General features: G+C 40.2%; 21 protein-coding genes. 19 read left to right on the forward strand and 2 right to left on the reverse strand.

Annotated features, from left to right (window positions below; all coding sequences use genetic code 11):
• The first annotated feature begins 383 nt into the window (after positions 1–383).
• The 8 genes from ACVIJU_RS06880 (at position 384) to ACVIJU_RS06915 (ending at position 8,228) form a co-directional block, all read left to right on the forward strand.
• Positions 384–1,136: an IclR family transcriptional regulator gene (locus ACVIJU_RS06880; protein WP_063389445.1), complete on the forward strand. Its 753-nt coding sequence runs from the start codon at positions 384–386 to the stop codon at positions 1,134–1,136.
• A gap of 172 nt (positions 1,137–1,308) precedes the next feature.
• Positions 1,309–2,205, forward strand: a complete 897-nt coding sequence (locus ACVIJU_RS06885) for a class II glutamine amidotransferase domain-containing protein (protein ID WP_063389444.1) — start codon at positions 1,309–1,311, stop codon at positions 2,203–2,205.
• Entirely contained in the window at positions 2,193–2,615 is a 423-nt protein-coding gene (locus ACVIJU_RS06890; protein ID WP_456687422.1) for a GltB/FmdC/FwdC-like GXGXG domain-containing protein, read from the forward strand. The genes ACVIJU_RS06885 and ACVIJU_RS06890 overlap by 13 nt, the downstream gene beginning before the upstream one ends.
• Positions 2,612–2,899, forward strand: a complete 288-nt coding sequence (locus tag ACVIJU_RS06895; RefSeq protein WP_456687423.1) for a hypothetical protein — start codon at positions 2,612–2,614, stop codon at positions 2,897–2,899. Before ACVIJU_RS06890 ends, ACVIJU_RS06895 begins: the two co-directional genes overlap by 4 nt.
• Positions 2,881–4,239 (forward strand): FMN-binding glutamate synthase family protein, encoded by a 1,359-nt coding sequence (locus tag ACVIJU_RS06900; RefSeq protein ID WP_063389442.1) that lies wholly within the window; start codon positions 2,881–2,883, stop codon positions 4,237–4,239. The genes ACVIJU_RS06895 and ACVIJU_RS06900 overlap by 19 nt, the downstream gene beginning before the upstream one ends.
• A 23-nt stretch (positions 4,240–4,262) precedes the next feature.
• On the forward strand, positions 4,263–5,621 hold the full coding sequence (gene glnT, locus ACVIJU_RS06905) for a type III glutamate--ammonia ligase (RefSeq protein ID WP_199757349.1): 1,359 nt from the start codon (positions 4,263–4,265) through the stop codon (positions 5,619–5,621).
• A 35-nt stretch (positions 5,622–5,656) separates the two neighbouring features.
• Positions 5,657–6,814 carry an N-methyl-L-tryptophan oxidase gene (solA, locus tag ACVIJU_RS06910; RefSeq protein ID WP_063389441.1) on the forward strand — a complete coding sequence of 386 codons (1,158 nt, stop codon included), beginning with the start codon at positions 5,657–5,659 and terminating at the stop codon, positions 6,812–6,814.
• Positions 6,815–6,845: 31 nt separating this feature from the next.
• Complete coding sequence (locus ACVIJU_RS06915; protein WP_066251084.1) at positions 6,846–8,228, forward strand: ammonium transporter; 1,383 nt, start codon at positions 6,846–6,848, stop codon at positions 8,226–8,228.
• Positions 8,229–8,660: 432 nt separating this feature from the next.
• Here the strand turns inward: ACVIJU_RS06915 and ACVIJU_RS06920 are convergent, their stop codons facing one another.
• A complete protein-coding gene (locus ACVIJU_RS06920; RefSeq protein WP_082830405.1) occupies positions 8,661–9,881 on the reverse strand; it encodes an acyl-CoA dehydrogenase family protein in 1,221 nt (406 codons plus the stop codon).
• A gap of 476 nt (positions 9,882–10,357) precedes the next feature.
• On the opposite strand from ACVIJU_RS06920, the gene ACVIJU_RS06925 reads away from it, so the two are divergent.
• The 7 genes from ACVIJU_RS06925 to ACVIJU_RS06955 all read left to right on the forward strand — a co-directional run bounded on the left by ACVIJU_RS06925 (position 10,358) and on the right by ACVIJU_RS06955 (position 16,057).
• Positions 10,358–10,774, forward strand: a complete 417-nt coding sequence (locus ACVIJU_RS06925; RefSeq protein ID WP_066251087.1) for a cupin domain-containing protein — start codon at positions 10,358–10,360, stop codon at positions 10,772–10,774.
• A gap of 87 nt (positions 10,775–10,861) precedes the next feature.
• Positions 10,862–11,836 (forward strand): heme-dependent oxidative N-demethylase family protein, encoded by a 975-nt coding sequence (locus ACVIJU_RS06930; RefSeq protein WP_235600511.1) that lies wholly within the window; start codon positions 10,862–10,864, stop codon positions 11,834–11,836.
• A gap of 71 nt (positions 11,837–11,907) precedes the next feature.
• Entirely contained in the window at positions 11,908–12,864 is a 957-nt protein-coding gene (locus tag ACVIJU_RS06935; protein ID WP_063389438.1) for a PDR/VanB family oxidoreductase, read from the forward strand.
• 29 nt (positions 12,865–12,893) lie between these two features.
• Positions 12,894–13,625 (forward strand): hypothetical protein, encoded by a 732-nt coding sequence (locus tag ACVIJU_RS06940; RefSeq protein WP_063389437.1) that lies wholly within the window; start codon positions 12,894–12,896, stop codon positions 13,623–13,625.
• A gap of 168 nt (positions 13,626–13,793) precedes the next feature.
• Positions 13,794–14,381 carry a dimethylamine monooxygenase subunit DmmA family protein gene (locus ACVIJU_RS06945; RefSeq protein ID WP_063389436.1) on the forward strand — a complete coding sequence of 196 codons (588 nt, stop codon included), beginning with the start codon at positions 13,794–13,796 and terminating at the stop codon, positions 14,379–14,381.
• A gap of 71 nt (positions 14,382–14,452) precedes the next feature.
• Positions 14,453–15,772, forward strand: a complete 1,320-nt coding sequence (locus ACVIJU_RS06950) for an ammonium transporter (protein WP_327847658.1) — start codon at positions 14,453–14,455, stop codon at positions 15,770–15,772.
• Positions 15,773–15,805: 33 nt separating this feature from the next.
• Complete coding sequence (locus tag ACVIJU_RS06955) at positions 15,806–16,057, forward strand: hypothetical protein (protein ID WP_327847659.1); 252 nt, start codon at positions 15,806–15,808, stop codon at positions 16,055–16,057.
• Positions 16,058–16,474: 417 nt separating this feature from the next.
• Here ACVIJU_RS06955 and ACVIJU_RS06960 read toward each other — a convergent pair whose 3' ends face one another.
• On the reverse strand, positions 16,475–17,239 hold the full coding sequence (locus ACVIJU_RS06960; RefSeq protein ID WP_066251098.1) for an IclR family transcriptional regulator: 765 nt from the start codon (positions 17,237–17,239) through the stop codon (positions 16,475–16,477).
• Between the two features lie 602 nt (positions 17,240–17,841).
• Here ACVIJU_RS06960 and ACVIJU_RS06965 point away from each other — a divergent pair.
• The 4 genes from ACVIJU_RS06965 (at position 17,842) to ACVIJU_RS06980 (ending at position 21,471) form a co-directional block, all read left to right on the forward strand.
• Positions 17,842–19,134 (forward strand): homocysteine synthase, encoded by a 1,293-nt coding sequence (locus ACVIJU_RS06965; protein WP_063389432.1) that lies wholly within the window; start codon positions 17,842–17,844, stop codon positions 19,132–19,134.
• Positions 19,135–19,728: 594 nt separating this feature from the next.
• On the forward strand, positions 19,729–19,893 hold the full coding sequence (locus tag ACVIJU_RS06970; protein ID WP_420534690.1) for a PaaD-like zinc ribbon domain-containing protein: 165 nt from the start codon (positions 19,729–19,731) through the stop codon (positions 19,891–19,893).
• A 5-nt stretch (positions 19,894–19,898) separates the two neighbouring features.
• A complete protein-coding gene (locus tag ACVIJU_RS06975) occupies positions 19,899–20,756 on the forward strand; it encodes a 3-hydroxyacyl-CoA dehydrogenase NAD-binding domain-containing protein (protein ID WP_117017465.1) in 858 nt (285 codons plus the stop codon).
• Positions 20,746–21,471 carry a 3-hydroxyacyl-CoA dehydrogenase family protein gene (locus ACVIJU_RS06980; protein ID WP_094245471.1) on the forward strand — a complete coding sequence of 242 codons (726 nt, stop codon included), beginning with the start codon at positions 20,746–20,748 and terminating at the stop codon, positions 21,469–21,471. Before ACVIJU_RS06975 ends, ACVIJU_RS06980 begins: the two co-directional genes overlap by 11 nt.
• Positions 21,472–21,523: the final 52 nt, after the last annotated feature.

Below are 21,523 nucleotides of genomic sequence, written 5' to 3' on the forward strand. Positions count from 1 at the left end.
CCCCCATTTTATGAGACCTTCAGGATACAAGGTCAACCAGCTGCAATTTGCGCTTTTTCAACAAGTGCATCCAAATGACGGATTATTTTGTCGTATATTGCTTGGATAATAAATTCGCAAATTGTTACATGATCCGATATACATCCCCAGTTCGCCTCTAGAGAACCACAGAAAATGGAGAAGAGAAAAATTAACTCAACTTGCTCGTTTATTAAATTCCTCCCTCAACCTCTTCCGGTAAAAAATCTCATTATATGGGAAAAAATATAAAAAGTATGTTGGCCGATCTGACAAAACAACGTTGTATCATTTTTTATTTCGTTAATATAAAAGCAAACATTCCATTCTCATTATGTAAATTTTTTTACATAGGAGGGGTTTAGATGTCAGAGGTGATTCGGAAAACGATTTTATTATTGCAAACTATTCAGCCGAACGAAAATAAAGAAGAGTGGAGTACTACGGAAATCAGTAAAAAGCTCGGTATTCCCGTTCAAACGGTGCACCGATTGCTGACTTGTTTAGAAGAGTATGGATTTGTGTATAAAAACAAACAAACGAGAAAATTCCGTCTAGGCCTTACATTGCTTCAATTAGGTCTTTCCATACGAGACAATCTATCGGTTCGTAATGCTGCAGTACCAATTATGGAAAAGCTGGCCCAAAAAACAAAGGAAAGTGTGTACTTGACCGTACCGGAAGGATGTGAAGGCGTGTTTATTGATTGTGTTGATTCGCCGCATTGGCTTAGAATTGTCGAACCGATTGGAATGCGTCTTCCTTTATGCGTAGGTGCTTCGAAAAAAGTGATTTTAGCATACTTGGAAGAGAAAACAAGAAGCCAAGTGATTAAAGATCTTGTAAAAAATGGAAGGATAAAAGACGTGGATCATCTTCACCGACATTTAATGTTAATTCGAAAGCATGGATATTGTATTTCTTTCGGGGAAACAACAGAAGGAACCGCCAGTGTGGCAGCTCCTATTTTCTCTTGGGAAAATAAAGTGATCGCCTCTTTAAGTGTTGCCGGGCCGGAAACGCGTTTTACGAAAGATGAGTTAGCCGGTTTAATATCTACCACAATCAGAGCCGCAAATGAAATTTCCGAAGAACTAGGCTGGGTACCAAACAGATGACCAAAGGATGAAAAAGTCCATCCTATGGAAGAAAAGGTAACATGGTTTTTGTAATTTTCCCAATATTCGATAAAATGAGCTTTTTTTTGGGAAAAAATTATGGAATATTGTATATAACCACAACCTCTCACAAAAAGTTCCAAAAATTTTTCAACGACTGGAGGGAAAAAAGATGTGCGGGATCAGTGGTGTCATCTTTAAAAATCCAAATCACAAAAGGAAAACAGGCGAAGTCATATTGGCAATGCTGGACAGTTTGTTTCGAAGAGGTCCTGATTCAACAGGAGTTGCCATTCTCCATCCAAAGGAAGAGAACGTCTTATATGTTGATGTGAATTATGAAACAAGGGGCAACGGGGAGAAAATCATTTCCTTCTTAAAAGATAAAGCAGATGTGCTGTATTCATCTGATCATGGCAATTACGTCAGAACAAAAATTTTCCATTCAGGAGATATCCAACATATTGTTCAAGGAATCAGTCAGCTGGACGAAGACATTTCAGTCGCAAACATCGGAGAATCGATTGAAGTGTTGAAATCTTTAGGGGGAGCTCATCTTTTAGATGCGCAATTTAAGCTTTCCGTATATGACGGGCAAGTTGCTGTAGGCCATACAAGAATGGCGACAGAAAGCAAAGTCGATATTTCCCATTCGCAGCCGCTCTGTTGCAATTCTTTCAAAGATTTAACGATTATTCACAATGGCCATGTGACAAACTACATTAAATTGAGAGCATACTACGAAAAGAAAGGCTATCAATTTATAACCGGAAACGATTCGGAAGTGATTGCCGTTTATTTAGTAGATGAAATGAAGAAAGGAGCCAGCTTAAAAGAAGCAATGACAGCATCTGTTCATGATTTAGACGGCTCTTTTAGCTATATTGCTGTTACGCCGACAGCAGTCGGTTTAGCAAAAGAACCTTTTAGTATGAAGCCGATTGTGCTTGCGGAAACTGATGATTTCATCGCTTTTGCTTCTGAAAGCTTAGCAATTACAAATGGCTTTGGGGAAAGCTTGCCAGTAAGAGAACCAGGGGCAGAGGAGGTATTGGTATGGAATCTGTGAAAGAAAGTATAGTAATTGATTGCAAGAGTGAAACGGTGACTTCAATCAACCAAATGATTCGGGATTTTGCGAAAAATAATATAAAGGAGGTCATCATCGAAAACCCTCTCGCACGCCATAACCTTGGAGTATGCATAACAGATCCGATTCATCTCATTTATAACGGAGATGTCGGCTACTATGCAGTGAGTTTATGTGATAAGGTGACAGCGACCATAAACGGGAATTGCGGCTGGGCAGTTGGTGAAAATTTAATGAGCGGAGAAATTGTCGTAAATGGAAATGCAGCGTCTTCCTGTGCAGCTTCGCTGAGAGGCGGTATCGTAGTTGTCAAAGGAGAGGCAGGCGCCAGGGCGGGAATCAGCATGAAGGGAGGGACTTTAATTATTGGCGGTAATACCGATATATGACCGGTTTTATGATGCAAAAAGGAAAAATGATTATTTGTGGAGATGCTGGGAAAGCGCTGGGAGATTCCATGTATGATGGAGTGATCTATGTTGGCGGGAAAATTGCGGAGCTGGGGAATGGAACAAAGGTAGAGGAAGTGTCGGAAGAGGAAAAAGATGAGATAAAGAGTTTGCTTGATTTCTATCAAATAGAACCGCCGCCCTCTTTTCAAAAAATTGTTCCTAACGGCTTGCTTCATCATTTTAATAAAAAGGAGTTTCGCGTATGGAAAGAAATCTTATAAGAAAAAGCAAGGTGTGGAGTCCGGAAAAAATTGAAGAAATTCAAGAAAAAGCTCAGATTGGACGATATCGCATCCGCGGCCAAGCTACAAAAAGAATGGACTTACCTTCCTTTGACGATCTCGTCTTTACTCCGGCAGGACTGTCAAGGGTACCGCTGGAAGGGTATCGGGAGCGATGCGATACAAAAGTTGTTATAGGAGAAGGAAAGGTGAAACGTCCCCTCGTACTCGAAACACCGATCATGATTGCAGGGATGAGTTTTGGGGCGATTAATGCTCATTCTAAAAAAGCGCTTGGCATTGCAGCGACTAGATGCGGCATCAGTACATGTACGGGCGATGGGGGCATGCATCCGATAGAACGTGAATATTCGGAGAAATTGGTCTACCAATTGCTTCCGAGCCGCTACGGTTTAAATCCTTATGATTTGAAAAAAGCCGATGCGGTAGAAATTGTCGTGAGCCAAGGTGCCAAACCAGGTACGGGCGGAACGCTTCTTGGACATAAAGTTTCTGAAGAAGTGGCAAAAATGCGGGATCTTCCTGCAGGAGTCGATCAACGAAGCCCGTGCCGGCACCCCGATTGGATGGGGCCAGATGATTTAGGGGTAAAAGTAGAGCAAATTCGGGAAGCGACTGATTATGAAGTGCCGATCTTTATTAAAATTGGGGCCGGACGCGTTTATGATGATGTAAAGCTGGCGGCAAAGGTTGGGGTGGAAGCAGTCGTCATTGATGGAATGGAAGGAGGAACCGCTGCCTCACCGGAAATCCAATTGGATCATACAGGGATTCCGACCATTTCCGCTGTAGTTGAAGCAGCTCAAGCACTTTACGATATCGGTATGAAGCACGAAGTAAAGCTAATTATCGGCGGCGGAATCAGCAATGGCGCTGATGCAGCGAAAGCCATCGCACTAGGTGCGGATGTCGTTTATATGGGTTCAGCAATGTTAATTGCCCTTAATTGCCAGCGGCCAATTTATATAGAAGACTACCATGCCTTAGGGACAGAACCTGGTGCATGCCATCATTGCCATACGGGTAAATGCCCGGTCGGTATTGCGACACAAGATCCTGAGTTAATGGCGAGATTAGATCCTACAGCTGCCGCTGAAAGAGTGGAGAATTATATCAATTCGATCACGATGGAAATGCAAATTTTTGCAAGATCGTGCGGAAAAAGCAGAGTCAGTGATTTAGATCCTACCGATTTGCGCTCGTTAACATTAGTCACCTCCTATATTACAGGAGTTCCTCTAGTAGGATTAGGGGGCAAAAAACCGTATTTTGCAAGCCTTGACCATGGGAGTTCATTTAAAGATCTTTTAAAAGTGTAAAAAATAAGGGATGGTGATGATCATTGATCGGTATAGTGGAAAGCAATAACAAGGTGTTGGAGGAGACGTTAAAATATATCGAAGGTAAAAAGATCAAATTGGCGTTAGCCTCCTTTTCGGATTTGAACGGTTCTTTACGTGCGAAATTAATTCCTTCCTCCCGTTTACAGTCAGTCTGCCAATCAGGGGCTGGATTCGCCGGTTTTGCTGTAGGCGATCTCGGCCACGGACCGCATGATCCCGATATATTGTGCATCCCTGATTTGCGTTCTATGACTATATTACCGTGGAATAAAGAGATTGCTTGGTTTGCCGGAACTTTAACGGAAGATGGAACTCCTTGGCCGTTTTGTACGAGAACGATTTTGTTAAATGTGCTGACGCAAGCAAAAAGCATGGGATATACGATGAAAACGGGAGTGGAACCGGAATTTTTCCTTGTGAAACAGGGAGAAGACGGGAAAATTGCCCCGTTTGATGAACAGGATAAAGAATTGAAACCATGTTACCAACAGCAGGCGCTTATGAGAAATATCGAATTTTTAGGCACTTTGATTGAGTATATGAATGAATTGAAATGGAATGTCACACAAGCAGATCATGAAGATGCCAATGGACAATTTGAAATCAATTTTGATTTTTCAGATGCGGTGACGTCTGCTGATCGGCATACATTTTTTAAATATATGATTAGAACCATGGCAGAGGAACGAGGACTAATCGCCACGTTTATGCCGAAGCCATTTTCCAATCTGACCGGGAATGGCTGCCATATGCACTTAAGCTTATGGGATGAGCGGGAAGAACGAAATGTATTTGAAGATGCTCATGATCCAAAAGGCTTTGGATTGTCTGCAGTCGCGTATCATTTTATTGCAGGTATTCTCAATCATGCAAAAGCCTTGGCTGCTATTGTCTGTCCAACTGTCAACTCTTACAAGCGGCTAGGAGCGTTAAATTCCTCATCTGGATCTACATGGGCTCCTAATTTTATTTCTTATGGAGGGAATAACCGCACACAGCTTATTCGCATTCCTGATGCTGGAAGGATTGAGTTTCGGGCCATGGACGGTTCCTGTAATCCGTACCTGGCGACTGCTGCGATTTTAGCAGCGGGATTGGACGGCATCGAAAAGCGGATGGATCCAGGAGATCCATTTAACGGAAATTTATACATGTTCCATTCGATAGAAAATGAATTTGACAAATTGCCTTCTACATTGAATGAAGCGATTGAAGCATTAGAAAGCGATGAAGTGTTAGTCAAGGCACTAGGGGAAACATTTATGGAGACCTTTATTAAACGAAAAAAGGCTGAATGGAAAGAATATCATGACTATGTCAGCGAATGGGAAGTTGAAAAATATTTAAAAGGCTACTAAAAACAAATCGTATTGATTTATATGGAGGAATTCGTATGAATTATGACGGGATGTACGATGTGATTGTTATTGGAGCAGGTTCTGCAGGAAGTGCTGCAGCCTATTATTTAGCCCAAAATGGTCAAAGCGTGTTGATGATTGATCAATTTTCTGTTCCAAATTCCTTTGCAAGCCACGCCGGGGAAACAAGAATGCTGCGATTTGGTTATGGCCAAGGGGAAAAATATGTTGATTTAGTTAAAGAAGCATACCGGTTATGGATGGAACTGCAAGAGCAAACAGGAAAAACGTTATTTTATCAAACAGGCACTTTAGTTGTCGGCGAACGCGATTCATCTTTTGTCAATGAAACGATTCAAAGCTCTATTCATCACAACCTCCCAATTGAAATGTTCACAGCAAGCATGGTGATGAACAAATGGCAAGGCATTCAAATTCCCGAAGATTTTACTGCCTGTTTTGATCCCCAAGCAGGATTTTTGTTATGTGAAGTATGTATTCAAACTTATAAAGAAGAAGCTTTAAAACTGGGAGCCAAACTGTTGGAAAACAATCCTGTCTTAAAGCTGTCCATTCAATCGGATATGTCGGAGGTCATTACGGAGAAGGGACGTTTTCAAGCAGCCAATTTAGTGATCACAGCTGGTGCATGGATTCCGAAATTATTGCCGGAACTCGATTTTCCGATCCAAGTGATCCGAAAACCTGTTGCATGGTTTGCACCGTTGGAGGATGGACTATATGATTTTGGTCAATTTCCTGCTTTTGTCTTTGACACAAAAGAAGGTCATTATTATGGTTTTCCGAATTTTCGGAAAACAGGTGTAAAAATAGGACGTCATGACATGGGGATTGAAAGTGATCCAGATTCCGTGAACAGACTATTTGGTTCTTACTGTGAAGATGAACGTGATGTACGAAGCTTTCTTGAAAAATATATGCCGCAGGCTGCCGGCGAGCTGACCGATGGTAAAATTTGTTTATATTCACTTACTCCTGATAGCGACTTTATTATCGATTTTCATCCAAACTTCAGCAATGTGTTGTTAGCCGGTGGATTTTCCGGACATGGGTTTAAGTTTGCCAGCATCGTTGGGAGCATTTTAGCAGATTTAGTCACGCTTGGGAAAACAAAACATGATATTTCCTTTTTTCGATTAAATCGTTTTGAACAAATCGCTACCGAAAGCTAGAGTAATGAAAAAAGTAAGGAGGAGGATTCCTATGGATGGTTTCGTAAAGAAAAGAGCTTCAATATTTTTCGTTTTTCTTCTTTATCTTTTATTCCTTTTTCCGATTTCAGCCTTTGCGCAAGAGAACGAGCCGGTGGTTGATACGGGGGATACAACTTGGTTGCTCGTAGCAGCGGCTATCGTTATTTTTATGCATGTACCTGGTTTGGCTCTCTTTTATGGAGGGCTTGTAAGTGAACGGAATGTTGTATCAACGATGATGCACAGCTTTGTCAGTCTTTTAACTGTGACCATTGTTTGGGTGCTATGGGGATACAGCCTCAGCTTTGGACAGGATGTAGGGGGAATCATTGGAAAACTGGACTACCTGGCATTTAACGGAGTAGGAGGAGAGGCTGCTTTTGGTTCATTAACCATCCCTCATTATATATTTGCCATTTTTCAAGGTGCATTTGCTGCTATAACGGTTGCGATTATTTCCGGAGGAATTGCAGGGCGTATTTCTTTTCCTGCATGGGTAATGTTTTCGGTTTTATGGATCACCTTTGTTTATGCACCAATGGCTCATTGGGTATGGGGAGGCGGATGGCTTTTTGCCATGGGCGAACTTGATTTTGCTGGAGGTACGGTTGTTCATATACTTTCCGGTGTTAGCGCATTAACAGCTGCACTCGTAATTGGGCCGAGATATGAACATATGAAGAAAAATGATGCTCCTCATAATATTGTTTTATTTCTTATTGGAGCGGCCACTCTTTGGTTTGGCTGGTTCGGTTTTAACGCAGGAAGTGCACTTAGTGCAAATGGTATTACCGCTCTTGCCTTTGCCAATACACAAGTTGCCGCAGCAGCCGGGGGCTTGGGATGGCTGATCATAGAATGGATGGTTCGCAAGCGCCCGACGCTAGTAGGAACTGCCACTGGGGCAATAGGCGGTCTTGTTGGCATAACTCCAGCAGCAGGATTTGTCACAATCCCTTCAGCTTTGATTATTGGACTTGCATCCGCCCCTATCTGCTATTTTGCTATCCATTTTGTGAAAGCACGTCTAAAATATGATGATACGTTAGATGCTTTTGGAGTACATGGCATCTGCGGAATATGGGGATCCATTGCAACAGGACTTTTTGCTACTAAGTCAGTGAATCCGGCAGGGAATAACGGTTTGTTTTATGGAAATCCTGAACAGCTGTTCCATCAGGTTATAGGAGTGATTGTGGCTGTTTTGCTTGCGGCAGTAGGAACATATATTGTTTTGAAAATTGTTTCGCTGTTTACACCGTTGCGTGTGAAAAAAGAAGACGAGCTGCTTGGCCTTGATTTAAGCTTTCATCAAGAACCGGCTTATTCAGATGTTGATCAGTCGATAGAAGAGAAGGGTAAATCAAACGATATTGCTTCTCAAATGTCCTAGCATGGCAATGTATTTTTCATTGGTTGTCAAAACGGCAAAGCTATGACCAATTCAATTGTATACGCATAAAAGAATCCTCACCTGATAAACAGTGTGAGGATTCATGTTTGTTTTGATGAATTTGTAAAAACACAACAAGTAGATTTCGACAAAGAAAAACAGCCGATTATTGTTAATTTTTTATACTGTAAAGAAAAAGATTAAAAATCTGTCGTCATGTGATCGTTTTGTTCTCTTATTTCTTTAAAACTATTTTAAGCAAAAAATATACAAAAGGGTGTGGAGCTTGTTTCTGAAATATCTTTCGACTAATCGGAAGGCAGGGCTCCCTCCTCTCGTAAGGCGATTTATTCGGCTAACGATTCTCTTTTTTTGCATTTCAGAAACAAGTTATTGGCACAAACAGTTATATTTCAGATCAAGTGATACAAATTATTCAAACCAAGGAACACCAATTAACGTGCGGCCAATCCATTCGCGCAATATTTCGTTTGTGGGTCCCATGACTGCACCTGCTCGACCGTCACGTAAAAATTTTTCCACTTGCCCGGTTAGATATCCTCTTCCTCCAGAAACTTGTAATGCTTGATTTGTAACTTGTATGACTATATCTGCTGCATGAGTTTTGAGTTCCCAAAGCGGGTATAAGCATTCTGACAATTCTTTTCCACTATTTAAACATTGATCCATCCCTTCAGCTGTACGATAAAGCATGCTTCTTGCACTATCGATTAAAATTTGCGCTTTTGCCAATTCGTGGCGAATGACTTGGTAGCCGGCAACTGATTTTCCTGTATCTTTATGGACTTTTTTCTTTGCCTGGTCAATTGCTGCATTCAAGGCTCCTTGAGCAATACCAACCCAGCAAGCACTTGTGCCTAATAAAAAGAGCGGATCAATGACGTTTTCATTATAAACATTCATTCCGCCTTCAGTCCCAAGACGATTTTCAATAGGGACAAAGACATCTTTAAACTTCATCGGTCCGCTTGAATTTCCGCGAAGCCCCATAGCTGAAAAAGGAAAATATTCGATTCCCTTCTGATTATGATCTACAATTAAAAACATTAATGGATCGTCTTCTATGCTATTTGGATAATTGGTGCAAACAATATACCAATCCGCCTCGCCCGCACTGGTGACAAATGATTTTTCCGCATTTAACAAATATCCGTTTCCTTTGCGGGGAGCCGAACTAACAACATTCCAGAAGTGGCTTCCAGTCGCTGGTTCACTAAAGGCTAATGCGCCAATCTTTCCCTTTAGCACCCCAGGAATATAACGCTGCCGCTGCTCTCTAGTTCCAGCTGTATAAAGCGTTTGGACGGCAGCAGTGTGCATAACCCAACACATAGTAGTGGAAGCGCAATATTGAGAAAAACTTTCGGCTAACAAAGCAAATCCAGTTAGTCCAGCGCCAAGGCCTCCGTCGTCAACAGGGATTGTAACTGCTCCAAATCCAGCATCCGCAATTGCTTGTAAGCTTTCCCGAGGATAACGGCACTCCTTGTCTGAAATAGAAGCACGGGGCAGCAGCTCCTTTTTGCCTAATTCATGTGCTTTTTCAATTAGTTTTTCGAATCCTTCTGGGTAAGACCACCATTTTGGAATTTGCATAATTTCTTCCTGCAGTTCTGTCTGATTGACTACCATTGACATCACTCCTCGTTAAAGGTTACTGTTAAGAATGTTAACAAAAATTACAATATTATGAATATTGTGCTTTTATTTTTACATAGACGATTCTTTCAAAGAAACAGAGATTTCCTAAATAGTGGGAATAAATCAAAAACCTTGTCATTACATTTTACAATGATTCGGTACTCTCCCTGTCTCCTTTCCGTGTAAAACATCGTTGCTGATCTCATTATTGGCGCTAATAATGTTAAGTTCTCAAAGAAATAAAATTTCATTGCCTGCTCATGTTGAATGATCCGAAAGGAAAAGCTCTAATTGTCAGAACATTTTACAGATTTTTGCGAATATTCCCGCCATTTGAGAAAAAACGGTTGTGAGAACGTTACGGTTGTTATTATGATAGGATCATCAGAGTTATAAAATAATACATTTTTTGTTACAAAACATAACATAACTCTGATTATAAAAATTGAAAAAGGAGAGTGGAAAGAATGAGTGAATCAGCGGTAACAGCTATGGATCATCAATTTTTAAGTCAAAAGCCAGGAATTCAGCTAATAAAAGCTGGAACGTATGAAAAAATTGAGTTGAACAATGTTTTGAGTATACCGGCTTTGAAAAGTCAAATTATTGACGTTCCGATTAGCCCATTAGAGAAGCCTTTAACAATTGGATATTTCTCTATGCAAAAGTCGGAAGAGTTTGAATTTTTGTATACTTACTTAGAAGTAAAGGTAATTATAAAGGGGCAGATCATCGTCAGAGATGAACAAGGAAACAAATATGTAGGGGAAGCGGGAGATGTTTTTATCTTTACCCCTGAAACGAAAGTGATCTTTGATGCTGAAAGCGATGGAGATGCGATTTATACGGCACATCGATTGCCGGAGCCAACATTTTTAAATTAAACAAATGAAAGAATTTCCCCTTGTCGTAACGCGGCTTCATGGGGAGGTTCTTTCATCCAGTTTTGATCGTGAGGAGGAGAGAGGGCAGTGAGTGTAAAAACGACTAACCAACATATGATCAAAGAAATTCCGCTTATTAAAAGGTTCCCATTTCCATTTCAAAAGGACTCTTACAGGTATTCTAATAATGCGAGGCCTCTAGAATCCGGGAAACTTGCAGATATTACTCCCGAATATTTTGAAGAAATAGATAAAAAGCGTCAAATACTATTAAACCACCATGAACGTGCTTTTCAATCTTTAGAACATTCAATCGATGGACAGTGGGAAGTGCTGGAATTTTTAATAGATGAACTTGCCATTATTTACCCTGAGTATTTCTCGGTTATAAAAAATGGTCATGAATGGACGTTTGAAAATAAGCTTTTGGATGAGAAACATACATTTACTTTTGGCGATCTATCGACATTGCCCTACGAGCCTTTAGATTTTATCGGCAGACACGTTCAAGAGGATCTCATTTTTATGGGGCAAAGAGACGGTGATTTATATATGGATGCAGGACAATTGTGTTTTCCTGCCAATTGGTCGATTGCCTTTGATATTGGCATGACTTACACCGAGTTCCATTCTCCTGTACCGGTTTTTTTCGACAGCGGTTTAGCGAAAAAAGTCCTCAATTTTCTTTTGAGAATCGAGGCAGGGAAACCGTGGACACGGTTAAACTGGACTTTAACAGTGGAGCCAATCCTTGACACGTTCCCTGAGAATTTTGATGAATGGGGTCCAAAAAAGGAAAAGGTAACTTCAGAAAATGCCGGTCAGCTTGTGCACTTAAGAGTGGAGGATCAAAGGCTATTTCGTATGCCGCGAAGCAATGGGATTTTATTTAGTATTCATACTCATTTAATATCACTTGATGAGCTGAAAAAAAATGAAGATTGGTTGAAACGTTTTTTTCGAGTTTTAAAGGATTTACCTGACTATATGGCTGAATATAAAGGATTTAGTTTATACAAAGGAGAAATCATTCGCTATTTAGAAAAAAGCTTGACAGATTGAAATTGGGAAAATTGGAAGAAAATAGCGTGTGAAGAAGCTGTTTTTAAAAAACATGAAAGGAGGAGGATTACATGATGGCGCGAACACTTGAAGTGATTGTAGAACAAATTACGCATGAAACAGCTGCGATTAAAAGTTTTAAGCTAGTGTCAGCAGACCGTTCGCCATTGCCTCGTTTTAGTGGGGGTTCTCATATTACGACTTATTTGCAAACTGAAACAGGCTTAATCGAACGCCACTATTCTCTTACAAGTGATCCGGACAATACAGGCTACTATCGAATCGCCGTTCGCCGCAATGAGGATTCAAATGGAGGATCAATTTATTGGCACGATCATGTGAAAGAAGGGGATAAGATCTCCATTAGTTATCCGAAAAATTATTTTCCGCTAAGCTTTCAAGCAAAACGCCATTTATTTTTTGCAGCTGGGATTGGCATTACACCTTTTCTTTCGATGGCGAAGGAATTAAAAAAGAAGAAGGCTCCATTTGAAATACATTATGCCGCTCCTTCAAAGGAATTATGTGCCTTTTATCGCCATCTCTCCACTTTTTTTTCAGAGGAAACTCATTTTTATTTTTCAAAGGAAAACAAGAAAATGTCAACAAAGTTAATGGAAAATCAACCGATAGGAACCCATGTTTATTTCTGCGGTCCAGAGGCCATGATCAAAGGATTTGCCGATGCTGCCAAAGTCATTGGTTATTCTGAAAAAAGCATCCACTTTGAACTCTTTACACCGCCAAAATCAGGACCGATGCAGCCATTCCGGGTAAAACTCAATAAAAGCAACAAAGTGATTGAGGTGCCTGAAGGGAAAAGCTTGCTGGACACTTTATTACAGCTTCATATTGATGCGCCATATTCATGTAAAATCGGGGGATGCGGCAGCTGTCAGCTGCATGTTTTAAAAGGAGAAATTGACCATCGAGACTTTTTTCTTACCGAAATGGAGAAAAAAGAAAGCAATGTCATTTTAACATGTGTTTCAAGGGCAAAATCCGGCAGTCTTGTTTTAGATCTTTAAGAGCATACAAGAAAGGAGCAAATGGAATTGTGCACACAACAAAGGTTATCGGAATCGATGATTTTGAATTCAAGATAAACGACGTGAAATGTTCTTTTGAGGAGTTGCTGCCGGGATTTCATCAATATGATCGACTAGGAATAGTCGTACGGGAACCGGCAGGAAGTGCTGGTGCTAGCGCCTTGCTTATGGCAGCTGTCACCAGATTTTATGATTTTTATCGTCAGGATTTAACAGATGAGGAGGGCGGACTTCGAATTTATCCTGATTATTTCATTTTCCATGTCGGAAAACAGCACTTAGATCATTATTGGATGGATATATGGCCGCCCCATAAAGAGGTTATCGTGGAGGATGACCCTGAACAAATTTTAGAAGCGATTAACGATCGGGGCATCACCCGGCTGATTGTGGAAGATATCAAACCCGTTCATGCGACTTTTTTACAAGAAACCATCAGCAGTGCGCAGCAACGAATCGTCAGTGCGATAGCATATTCACCGTCAGGACGGGTTCATTTCGGCGATGTGAGTATTGCAAGCTGTCCAGCAGCAGAACGCTTCGTTTTTGACTCGTTTAATAGATCTAAGAAACTTTTTCAACAAACGGCTGCCCAATTAAAACAAAAACGGGAGAATCTATTTGTCAATGGGCGTGTTATTGAAACTTATCGCCGGATTCCTTTAACAGATGCTCTTTATATGCTTACACGCTCGAACGGTCCGGGCTTCACAACTAGCCGTTATCTTTCTATGTTGTAATTTGATAGAAATCAAGTTACGGCAATGCTTTGTTTGCTTAATATTGATTCGAACTAGCTGCAGCTTATCGTTGGAGAATATCCTGATATTCGAAAAATTCGAATTGAGAAAATTACAAATTGCTTATTCGATTCGACCATGTTGAAAAACAAACAAGGAGGTTGAAAAATGACTAAAACAGCAGATGGGAAAACAAGCGCTTCTGAAGCAGATGAATTTTTTGCGCAAAATCAGCAAGCTGGCAATCTATTTCAATTCATCACTGGGAAACAATTTTTGTTTATCATTGATGAACCGATGATTTTGCCAACGTTGATGTTTATTAAAAAAATTCCAGAACAGACGAAGAAACAAATCTATATATTGAAGAAAAATGATAGCAGCCTTCATTCGTATAAGGGGACAGAATTTTTTCCGAATGAAGCGACTGTCCTTTCATCAACATCCAGTGAGGAAATTTACAAAATATTTGAAAGTCAATTTATCGGTACAAAGCTATTTCTTTCAGTTCAATGGTCAATGTTAAAAGAGCTGAAAAAACTGGCATTGCGGGCTGGTTTTAATGAAGATGAGATCCAGGCACAAGGATGGGGGGAGAAAGAGGAAAGGGTATTTTGTGTAAAGTGTTATCATCTGAACAAGCTGACAGCACAAAAACAAGTAACGTGTGAAAAGTGTCATGCATCGTTAGAGGTTTCAAGACACTATTCTAGGCTCCATGATGCATATTTAGGTTATTTAAAAATAATTTCATGAAACAGAAGAAGGAGGGCCTGAAAAATGGTAGGTTAAAGGCTTTGAAATCTTTAGAATAAGGGGATGATCATGTGGAGGGATTTGAACAGTTTGCCGCAATCCAAATAGAAGTATTCTATTGGTGGTGCATTGCAATCATGCTGCAGATCCATGCGGGGTTTTTGACTCTTGAAGTCGGCATCTCCCGTGTAAAAAACGTATTGGCGACGGCTTTGAAAAATATTATGACGTTAGCAGTCGTGTTACCTGCTTTCTATTTTGTTGGCTGGTGGATATACAATGCGTTTCCAGACGGTTTGATTCCGAGAATGAGTGAAGCGGCATTAGCTGCATTGCCTTGGAGTGAAAATATGGGTCCGAATATAACGGATCATGCGAGTGGAGTTTTCTGGGGTGCTTTTGCGCTGTTTGCTGCTACGACAGCTTCCATCTTATCCGGCGTGCTGATCGAACGGGTTCGATTAAGTGGATTTCTTATTCTTGCCGCTATTCTTGGATCAGTTATTTGGAATTTAGCTGCTTCTTGGGGCTGGCACGGAGAAGGATGGTTTTTAACGCAATTTGGTTATCATGATGTTGCCGCTGCAGGCGTTATTCATGCAATAGCTGGGTTTTTTGCATTAGGAGTCGTGATCAATTTAGGACCTAGAATCGGCAAATATACAGGGGATGAGAAAATTGTTAATATTCTGCCGCATAATCTTCCGTCCACTTTATTAGGGCTGATGCTCATTTATGTTGGTTTTTTCGGCTTCCTCGGAGGCTGTATAATCGCTGTTACAAATGGGGAATGGATGACGATTTACGGTACTCCTACCAATTTATCGGCTTTTGTATTCAATGCTTTAATGGGATTAGCGGGAGGTTTAATAGGGGCATATTTAGGTTCAAAAGGGGAACCGTTTTGGGTCGCTTCAGGCGGGCTGGCCGGGGTTATTTCAGTAGGTTCGGGTTTAGATTTATATCATCCAGCGCTTGCATTTGTTATAGCTGTCATTGGAGGATTGATGTGTCCATTCATTGGAAATTTTCTCGAAAGGAAGGGGATTGATGATCCTGTAGGTGCTATTACCGTCCACGGATTTATCGGGATCTGGTCAGTCCTTGCAGTCGGGATATTTGCCTCCGGCTATCCCAATATAAACGGCCCGGAAATCTCTTTTATTGGACAACTCGTATGTGCAGCGGTTGTGATCCTTCTAGGATTTCTCCCAGGCTACTGGACATCACTGCTTTTGAAAAAGCTTAGTATGTTGAGAATACCAAAGCAAGCAGAGATGCTTGGTATTGATTTAACTGAAATACCTGCAACAGCTTTTCCGGAAGGAATTCCATCTACTCAAGAAAATGGAAGATTAAAAATGATCATGTCAAAGAGCAAAACTAGTTAATAAAAGGATAAAAATGTAAAGGAGGAATAGTAAATGAATACAAGTCCAATAACAAATTGGGAGCATGTCGGTGCTTATTTTACCTTTGGCCCGCATTCTATAGGAGTTGTGTTATCGATTATAGCTGCGATCGGCATCTGTGTTGCGTTGATTTACGCAATGTTTCGACATGAGAATCAAGCTTTTTCGGAAGTAAATCTATTAGCTTCGAAAGCAGTTGATGAAAAATTGGATTTTCCGAAAGAGGGTACGTACGCAGATCCATTAATGGAAAATGTAAACTAGTATAAGAGCAGGTTGCTGTCCTGATTTATCAAAATAGGAGTTTTCATACTCAAACTCTTTTTTATTTTAAATTTAACAATAAGAGAGTATTAAGTTTTGTGTCAGCCACAGCCTTGAAAGCTGTGGGATTCTGAAATGAGGAGATTAATCAATTATTATTGGGAGAATAGTACCGACAAGATGATAGCAGAATTTTCTGTTATCAATAAAAGAGGGTTTCGTATGTACACAAAAGAACCGGGCGTTGATTTTTTAACGCTCGGTTTTTCATATAAGGATAAAAATAACATCTGACCTTATAAATGACAAGAAGGCGAACACCGTCTTTTTTACTGAAACATATGAAAAGTAAAAATCAATTCCTATTTTTAAAATTCCATCTCACTTCTACTTTAAAAGGGTGCAGAAAGCTCTTTTTTATTCTTCTTTCCATCCGAAAACGGCGGAAATTTCTTTTCCTTTTATAAGCAAATATTCGCTTAGCTCATGTTCGATGGTGTCTGGAATCGATTTTTCAAAGCCGACAACAATAATAGACCCTAAAATTTCCCGCTCAAAATTAAAAATCGGAATGGCGGCAGAAGCGATGCTTGGCGCTAAAGCTTCCTGCGCAAACGATATTTTTTGATCAGCAATAAGCTGAAACTCTGTTATTAGCTCGTCTTTCGCCTGTTTGCTTAGCTTTGACAACTCCGATTCCTTCCAAACGTTTACACTTGGATCGTTTTTAAATGTCGCAAAAAGTTTTCCGGCTGCCGAGGAGATCGGAAGGATTGTTCCGACCTGTCCGCCTAAGTTAAGCCCTAAATGACTATGGATCATTTTGACGATCATTGGGCCGTTTGTTGTCCATACGGCAAGTAGAGTCGTTTCTTTCGATTTGGCATTGATTTCATGCAAAAATGGCGTGATTTTGCCAATGAGGTCCTCTTGATTGACAGCTGCCATTCCATATTGAATGAGTGTGCTCCCTAAAGAGTATAATCCGCTTCCTTTATCCCGATGAAGGACACCGAGATTCGTAAGGGTATTTAAATATTTATATAAATTGCTTTTTGCTATATTAGTAAAATGATGAATGTCGTTAAATTTCATCGGACTGCCGTTTTTGGCAATCAGGTCAATAATTGAGAATCCTACAAGCAGAGACTGAATTTGTGCATGTTTTTTATTTTCTGTCATTGCTAAAACCATCCTTCAACTGATAGGCATACTTCATCTTATTTTACCACTTCAACAAAATTTTTTCTATATTTTCAAAAAACTACTAAGACTTTGTCAATGAAAATATAAACTAGCAATAGATGAAGTGTGAAAGGATAAAAAATTTGTCCGGGATGCGAGAAAAATCCTCTCAAAAAAGTCTGAAGAGAAAAATGAAGTTCCTCGCCATTTGCTTAATGATGGCAAACTGTTTTTTTATTGCATCAATTTAAGAAATTTCATTTTCGGACTGCTCTCAGTATATTCTTTATTCCTTTTACTCATCCTGCAGTCCCTTTAAAAAAGAATAAGTAGATTGGAAAATTATTATCATATGAAAATACGAGGAAAGGTTACTTATAAAGCATTCCATTACATGAAATGATATCCAAAAAGTTTATCTTCCAATTGAGATTTTATGCTATACTGAAGAAGTCTAAAAAAATTTTTGAAAGTTTTGATAAGTAATTGACATCCGGCTGAACAAGCAGTACATTTTATTTATATATAATTAAACCTATTATTTTAGTAGGTTTAATTTTGCGAATATATAAGTTTAGAATTGAAGGGAGAAATAAACTATGTCAAACGAAAGAAAACTTCAGCCCGAAACGCTAGCTGTACATGCAGGACAGGTGCCTGATCCGACGACTTTGTCGAGAGCTGTTCCGATCTACCAAACGACTTCGTATGTATTTGAAGACAGTCAGCATGGGGCAGATTTATTCAGTTTAAAGAAAGAAGGAAATATTTACACAAGGATCATGAATCCAACGACTGATGTATTTGAAAAGCGTGTAGCTGCGCTTGAAGGAGGAATTGGGGCGCTGGCGCTTTCATCTGGACAAGCTGCTGTTTTTTATTCGATTTTGAATATTGCTGGAAGCGGCGATGAAATTGTTTCTTCATTTAGCTTATATGGCGGAACCTATAATTTGTTCACACATACTTTGCCGAAGTTTGGCATCACGGTAAAATTTGCCGATACGACGGATCCGCAAAATCTTGAAGCAGCGATTACTGAAAAAACAAAAGCAATATTTGCCGAGACGATCGGAAACCCAAGAGGGGATGTGCTTGATATTGAAGCGGTGGCAGCAATCGCTCATAAACATTCAATTCCGCTTATCGTTGACAATACAATTCCAAGCCCTTACTTGCTCCGTCCGATTGAATTCGGCGCAGATATAGTTGTTCATTCGGCTACGAAATTTATTGGAGGACACGGAAATTCAATCGGAGGCGTCATTGTCGACAGCGGCAAGTTTGATTGGAAAGGAAGCGGCAAATTCCCTGAGTTCACCGAGCCGGACCCAAGCTACCATGGTCTCGTTTATGCTGATGACATTGGTGAAGCTGCATATATTACGAAAGCGCGCATTCAGCTGTTGAGAGACCTTGGAGCTTCGCTTTCTCCATTCAATTCATTTTTATTCTTGCAAGGGCTTGAAACGCTTCATTTGCGAATGCAGCGCCATAGTGAAAATGCGCTTGCAGTTGCGAATTATTTACTTGAGCATGAAGCGGTCGAATCTGTCAGCTATCCAGGTTTGAAAAATCACCCTTCATTCGAACTTGCACAAAAATATTTGCCGAAAGGTCAGGGAGCCATTCTGACATTCGAAATTAAAGGCGGCGTTGATGCAGGAAGAAAACTGATCGATTCGGTTCAATTATTTTCAAACCTTGCCAACATCGGCGATTCGAAATCGTTGATTATTCATCCTGCCAGCACGACTCATCAGCAATTAACGAGCGAAGAGCAGCTGGCAACCGGGGTTACACCTGGTCTTGTCCGGCTATCAGTCGGTACGGAATCGGTTGATGACATTATTTACGATCTGGAACAAGCGATTCGAGCAAGCCAAGCTTAAGATCGTATCGCCAGTTAAAAATTTTGCAGGGATTGCGGCATAAGCCCACTTCACACTGAAAAGCAGCAGGCAACCTTCAGCTGCTTTCATATCGAAAGAAGTAGAGGAAAACGACTGTTTTTCTCTACTTTTATTTTATGGACTTATGGACATACTCTGCATATTACCGTTTCCCGAAACCAGCGCTCATAGCAGTATGAAACTATTCTCGAAACCAGCGCTCATAGCAGTATGAAACTAGAAAGAAAACTGCCGCGGTTTAGCTGTCGTCAAAACCACCCTCGCTGTAAAATTCTCTCGTTTCATTTATAGGTAAAAATGATACATATGTTGATTTTAGGGGGCTGTCTAATAAGTCGATTTTCCGGCCTTATAGACGCCCCCTTTAATGTTTTAGAAACGTTGATATATCGATGTTTATGATTTTTTGTTTTTAATGGGGATTTGATTTTCTGGACACCACCGTTTTAATTTTAATTTCCAGAAAATAAATAACATTTTAATTTTTTCGTTGACAGAACCTGTTGTTTTTATTAATATTTTGTTAAATAAACGATAGTAAAAAAAACGTAATATAACAGAGAGGTGACACCGGTGTCCGACAAATATGTGGTGCACTGTTCCTTTTGCGATTCTACAAATGTTAAGAAAATAGCTGTTTTCGGCACTGCTCAGCTCGTTTCTCAATATTACTGCAACCAATGTAAAAGCGTTTTTGAATTTATAAGATGGCAAAATGATTTGAACAAGGGGGTGTAGTCTGTTTGACGATCCAAACGGTTGGAGTTGTAGGAAGCGGAACGATGGGCTCTGGCATTGCCCAAACGTGTGTGCAGCATGGATTTCGTGTATTGCTTTATGATTTAAATGATGCGATCGTTCAGAAAGCATTTACTCAAATTAAAAAACGCCTTAACAGATTAGTAGAAAAGGGAAAAATGGAGGAACAAACGTTTCAAGATTCAATATCACGAATTGAGACTTGCTCCGATTTATCGCTGATGAAAGCGTGTGATCTTGTGATTGAAGCAGTTCCGGAAAAAATCAATATTAAAAAAGAAATTTTCCAAGCGCTGGATGAACATTGTACAGAACAAACCATTTTAACCACCAACACATCATCGTTTTCTGTCACTGAAATTGCAAGCGTTACCAAAACAGGGGAAAGAGTGGCAGGTCTTCATTTTTTTAATCCGGTTCCGCTAATGCCTTTAGTAGAAGTCGTAAGAGGGGTGAAAACATCTGAGGACACGTTGAAAAAGCTTGCACAATTTGTCTCTTCTCTTCATAAAGATCCGGTTGTTTGCGAAGACACACCGGGATTTATTGTAAACAGAATTGCCCGTCCTTTTTACAATGAAGCATTGAAAATTGCAGGTGAACGTTTGGCGAAGCCCGAACAGATTGACAGGATCATGAAAAAGGCTGGACGTTTTAAGATGGGTCCTTTTGAACTGCAAGATTTAATTGGTATTGATGTGAATTTTTCCACAACGGAAATCGTCTACAATAGTTTTTTCGGAGAGGAAAGATTTCGTCCGCATTATTTGCAGCAGCGCATGGTTCAGTCAGGTAAGCTTGGCAGAAAGGCCGGTGAAGGATATTATCGCTATGAAAACTAAATCATTCACTGTAAAAGTAGCTGGAGAAGGCTCTTTAGCCGATTCGATCATAGCGCAATTGCGCGAAACAGGCCATCAGCTCGAAGATCAATCGGCTGTTCATTCAAATTTTGATATTGTGATCGAAACGACAAATCTCGACATCGACCAAAAGAAAAAACTATTGGTCGAAATCGAAAAAACATTGCCAAAGGAAACGGTCATTTTGTCTACATGTCTTGGTGTAACAGCAACAGAAACCGCTTCTTGGCTCCAATATCCTGAACGATTAGTCGGATTTGCCGCATTTTTCCCTTGGGAAGATTGTGAACTTGTCGAACTTGCACCGGCTTTGCAAACCGAAAAAGAAAATGTTGAGAAAGCTAAGCAGTTTTTTGAAGAAGTTGGAAAAGAGGTCGAAGTAGTGGAAGACGGTGTAGGATTAGTATTTCCTAGAATTTTATCATTAATTATTAATGAAGCTGCTTTTGCTTTAACAGAAGGTGTTGCAAGTGCAGAGGACATAGACAAAGCAATGATGAAAGGAACGAATTACCCGATGGGCCCCCTTCGCTGGGCGGATCATATCGGTATTGATGATGTTTATGCTGTTTTAGCCGGACTGTTTAAAGAAACGGGGGAGGACCGCTACCGGCCTGCTCCATTTATCAAAAAGATGGTGTATGCCAAATGGTTCGGAAAGAAAACGGGAAGAGGCTTTTATCAATATGATTAAAAATTCCAGTTGATGATGGTAGCTTCGGGAAAGGTTCAAAATGAATGAAAAT

The sequence above is a fragment of the Aeribacillus sp. SP014 genome (assembly GCF_054055575.1).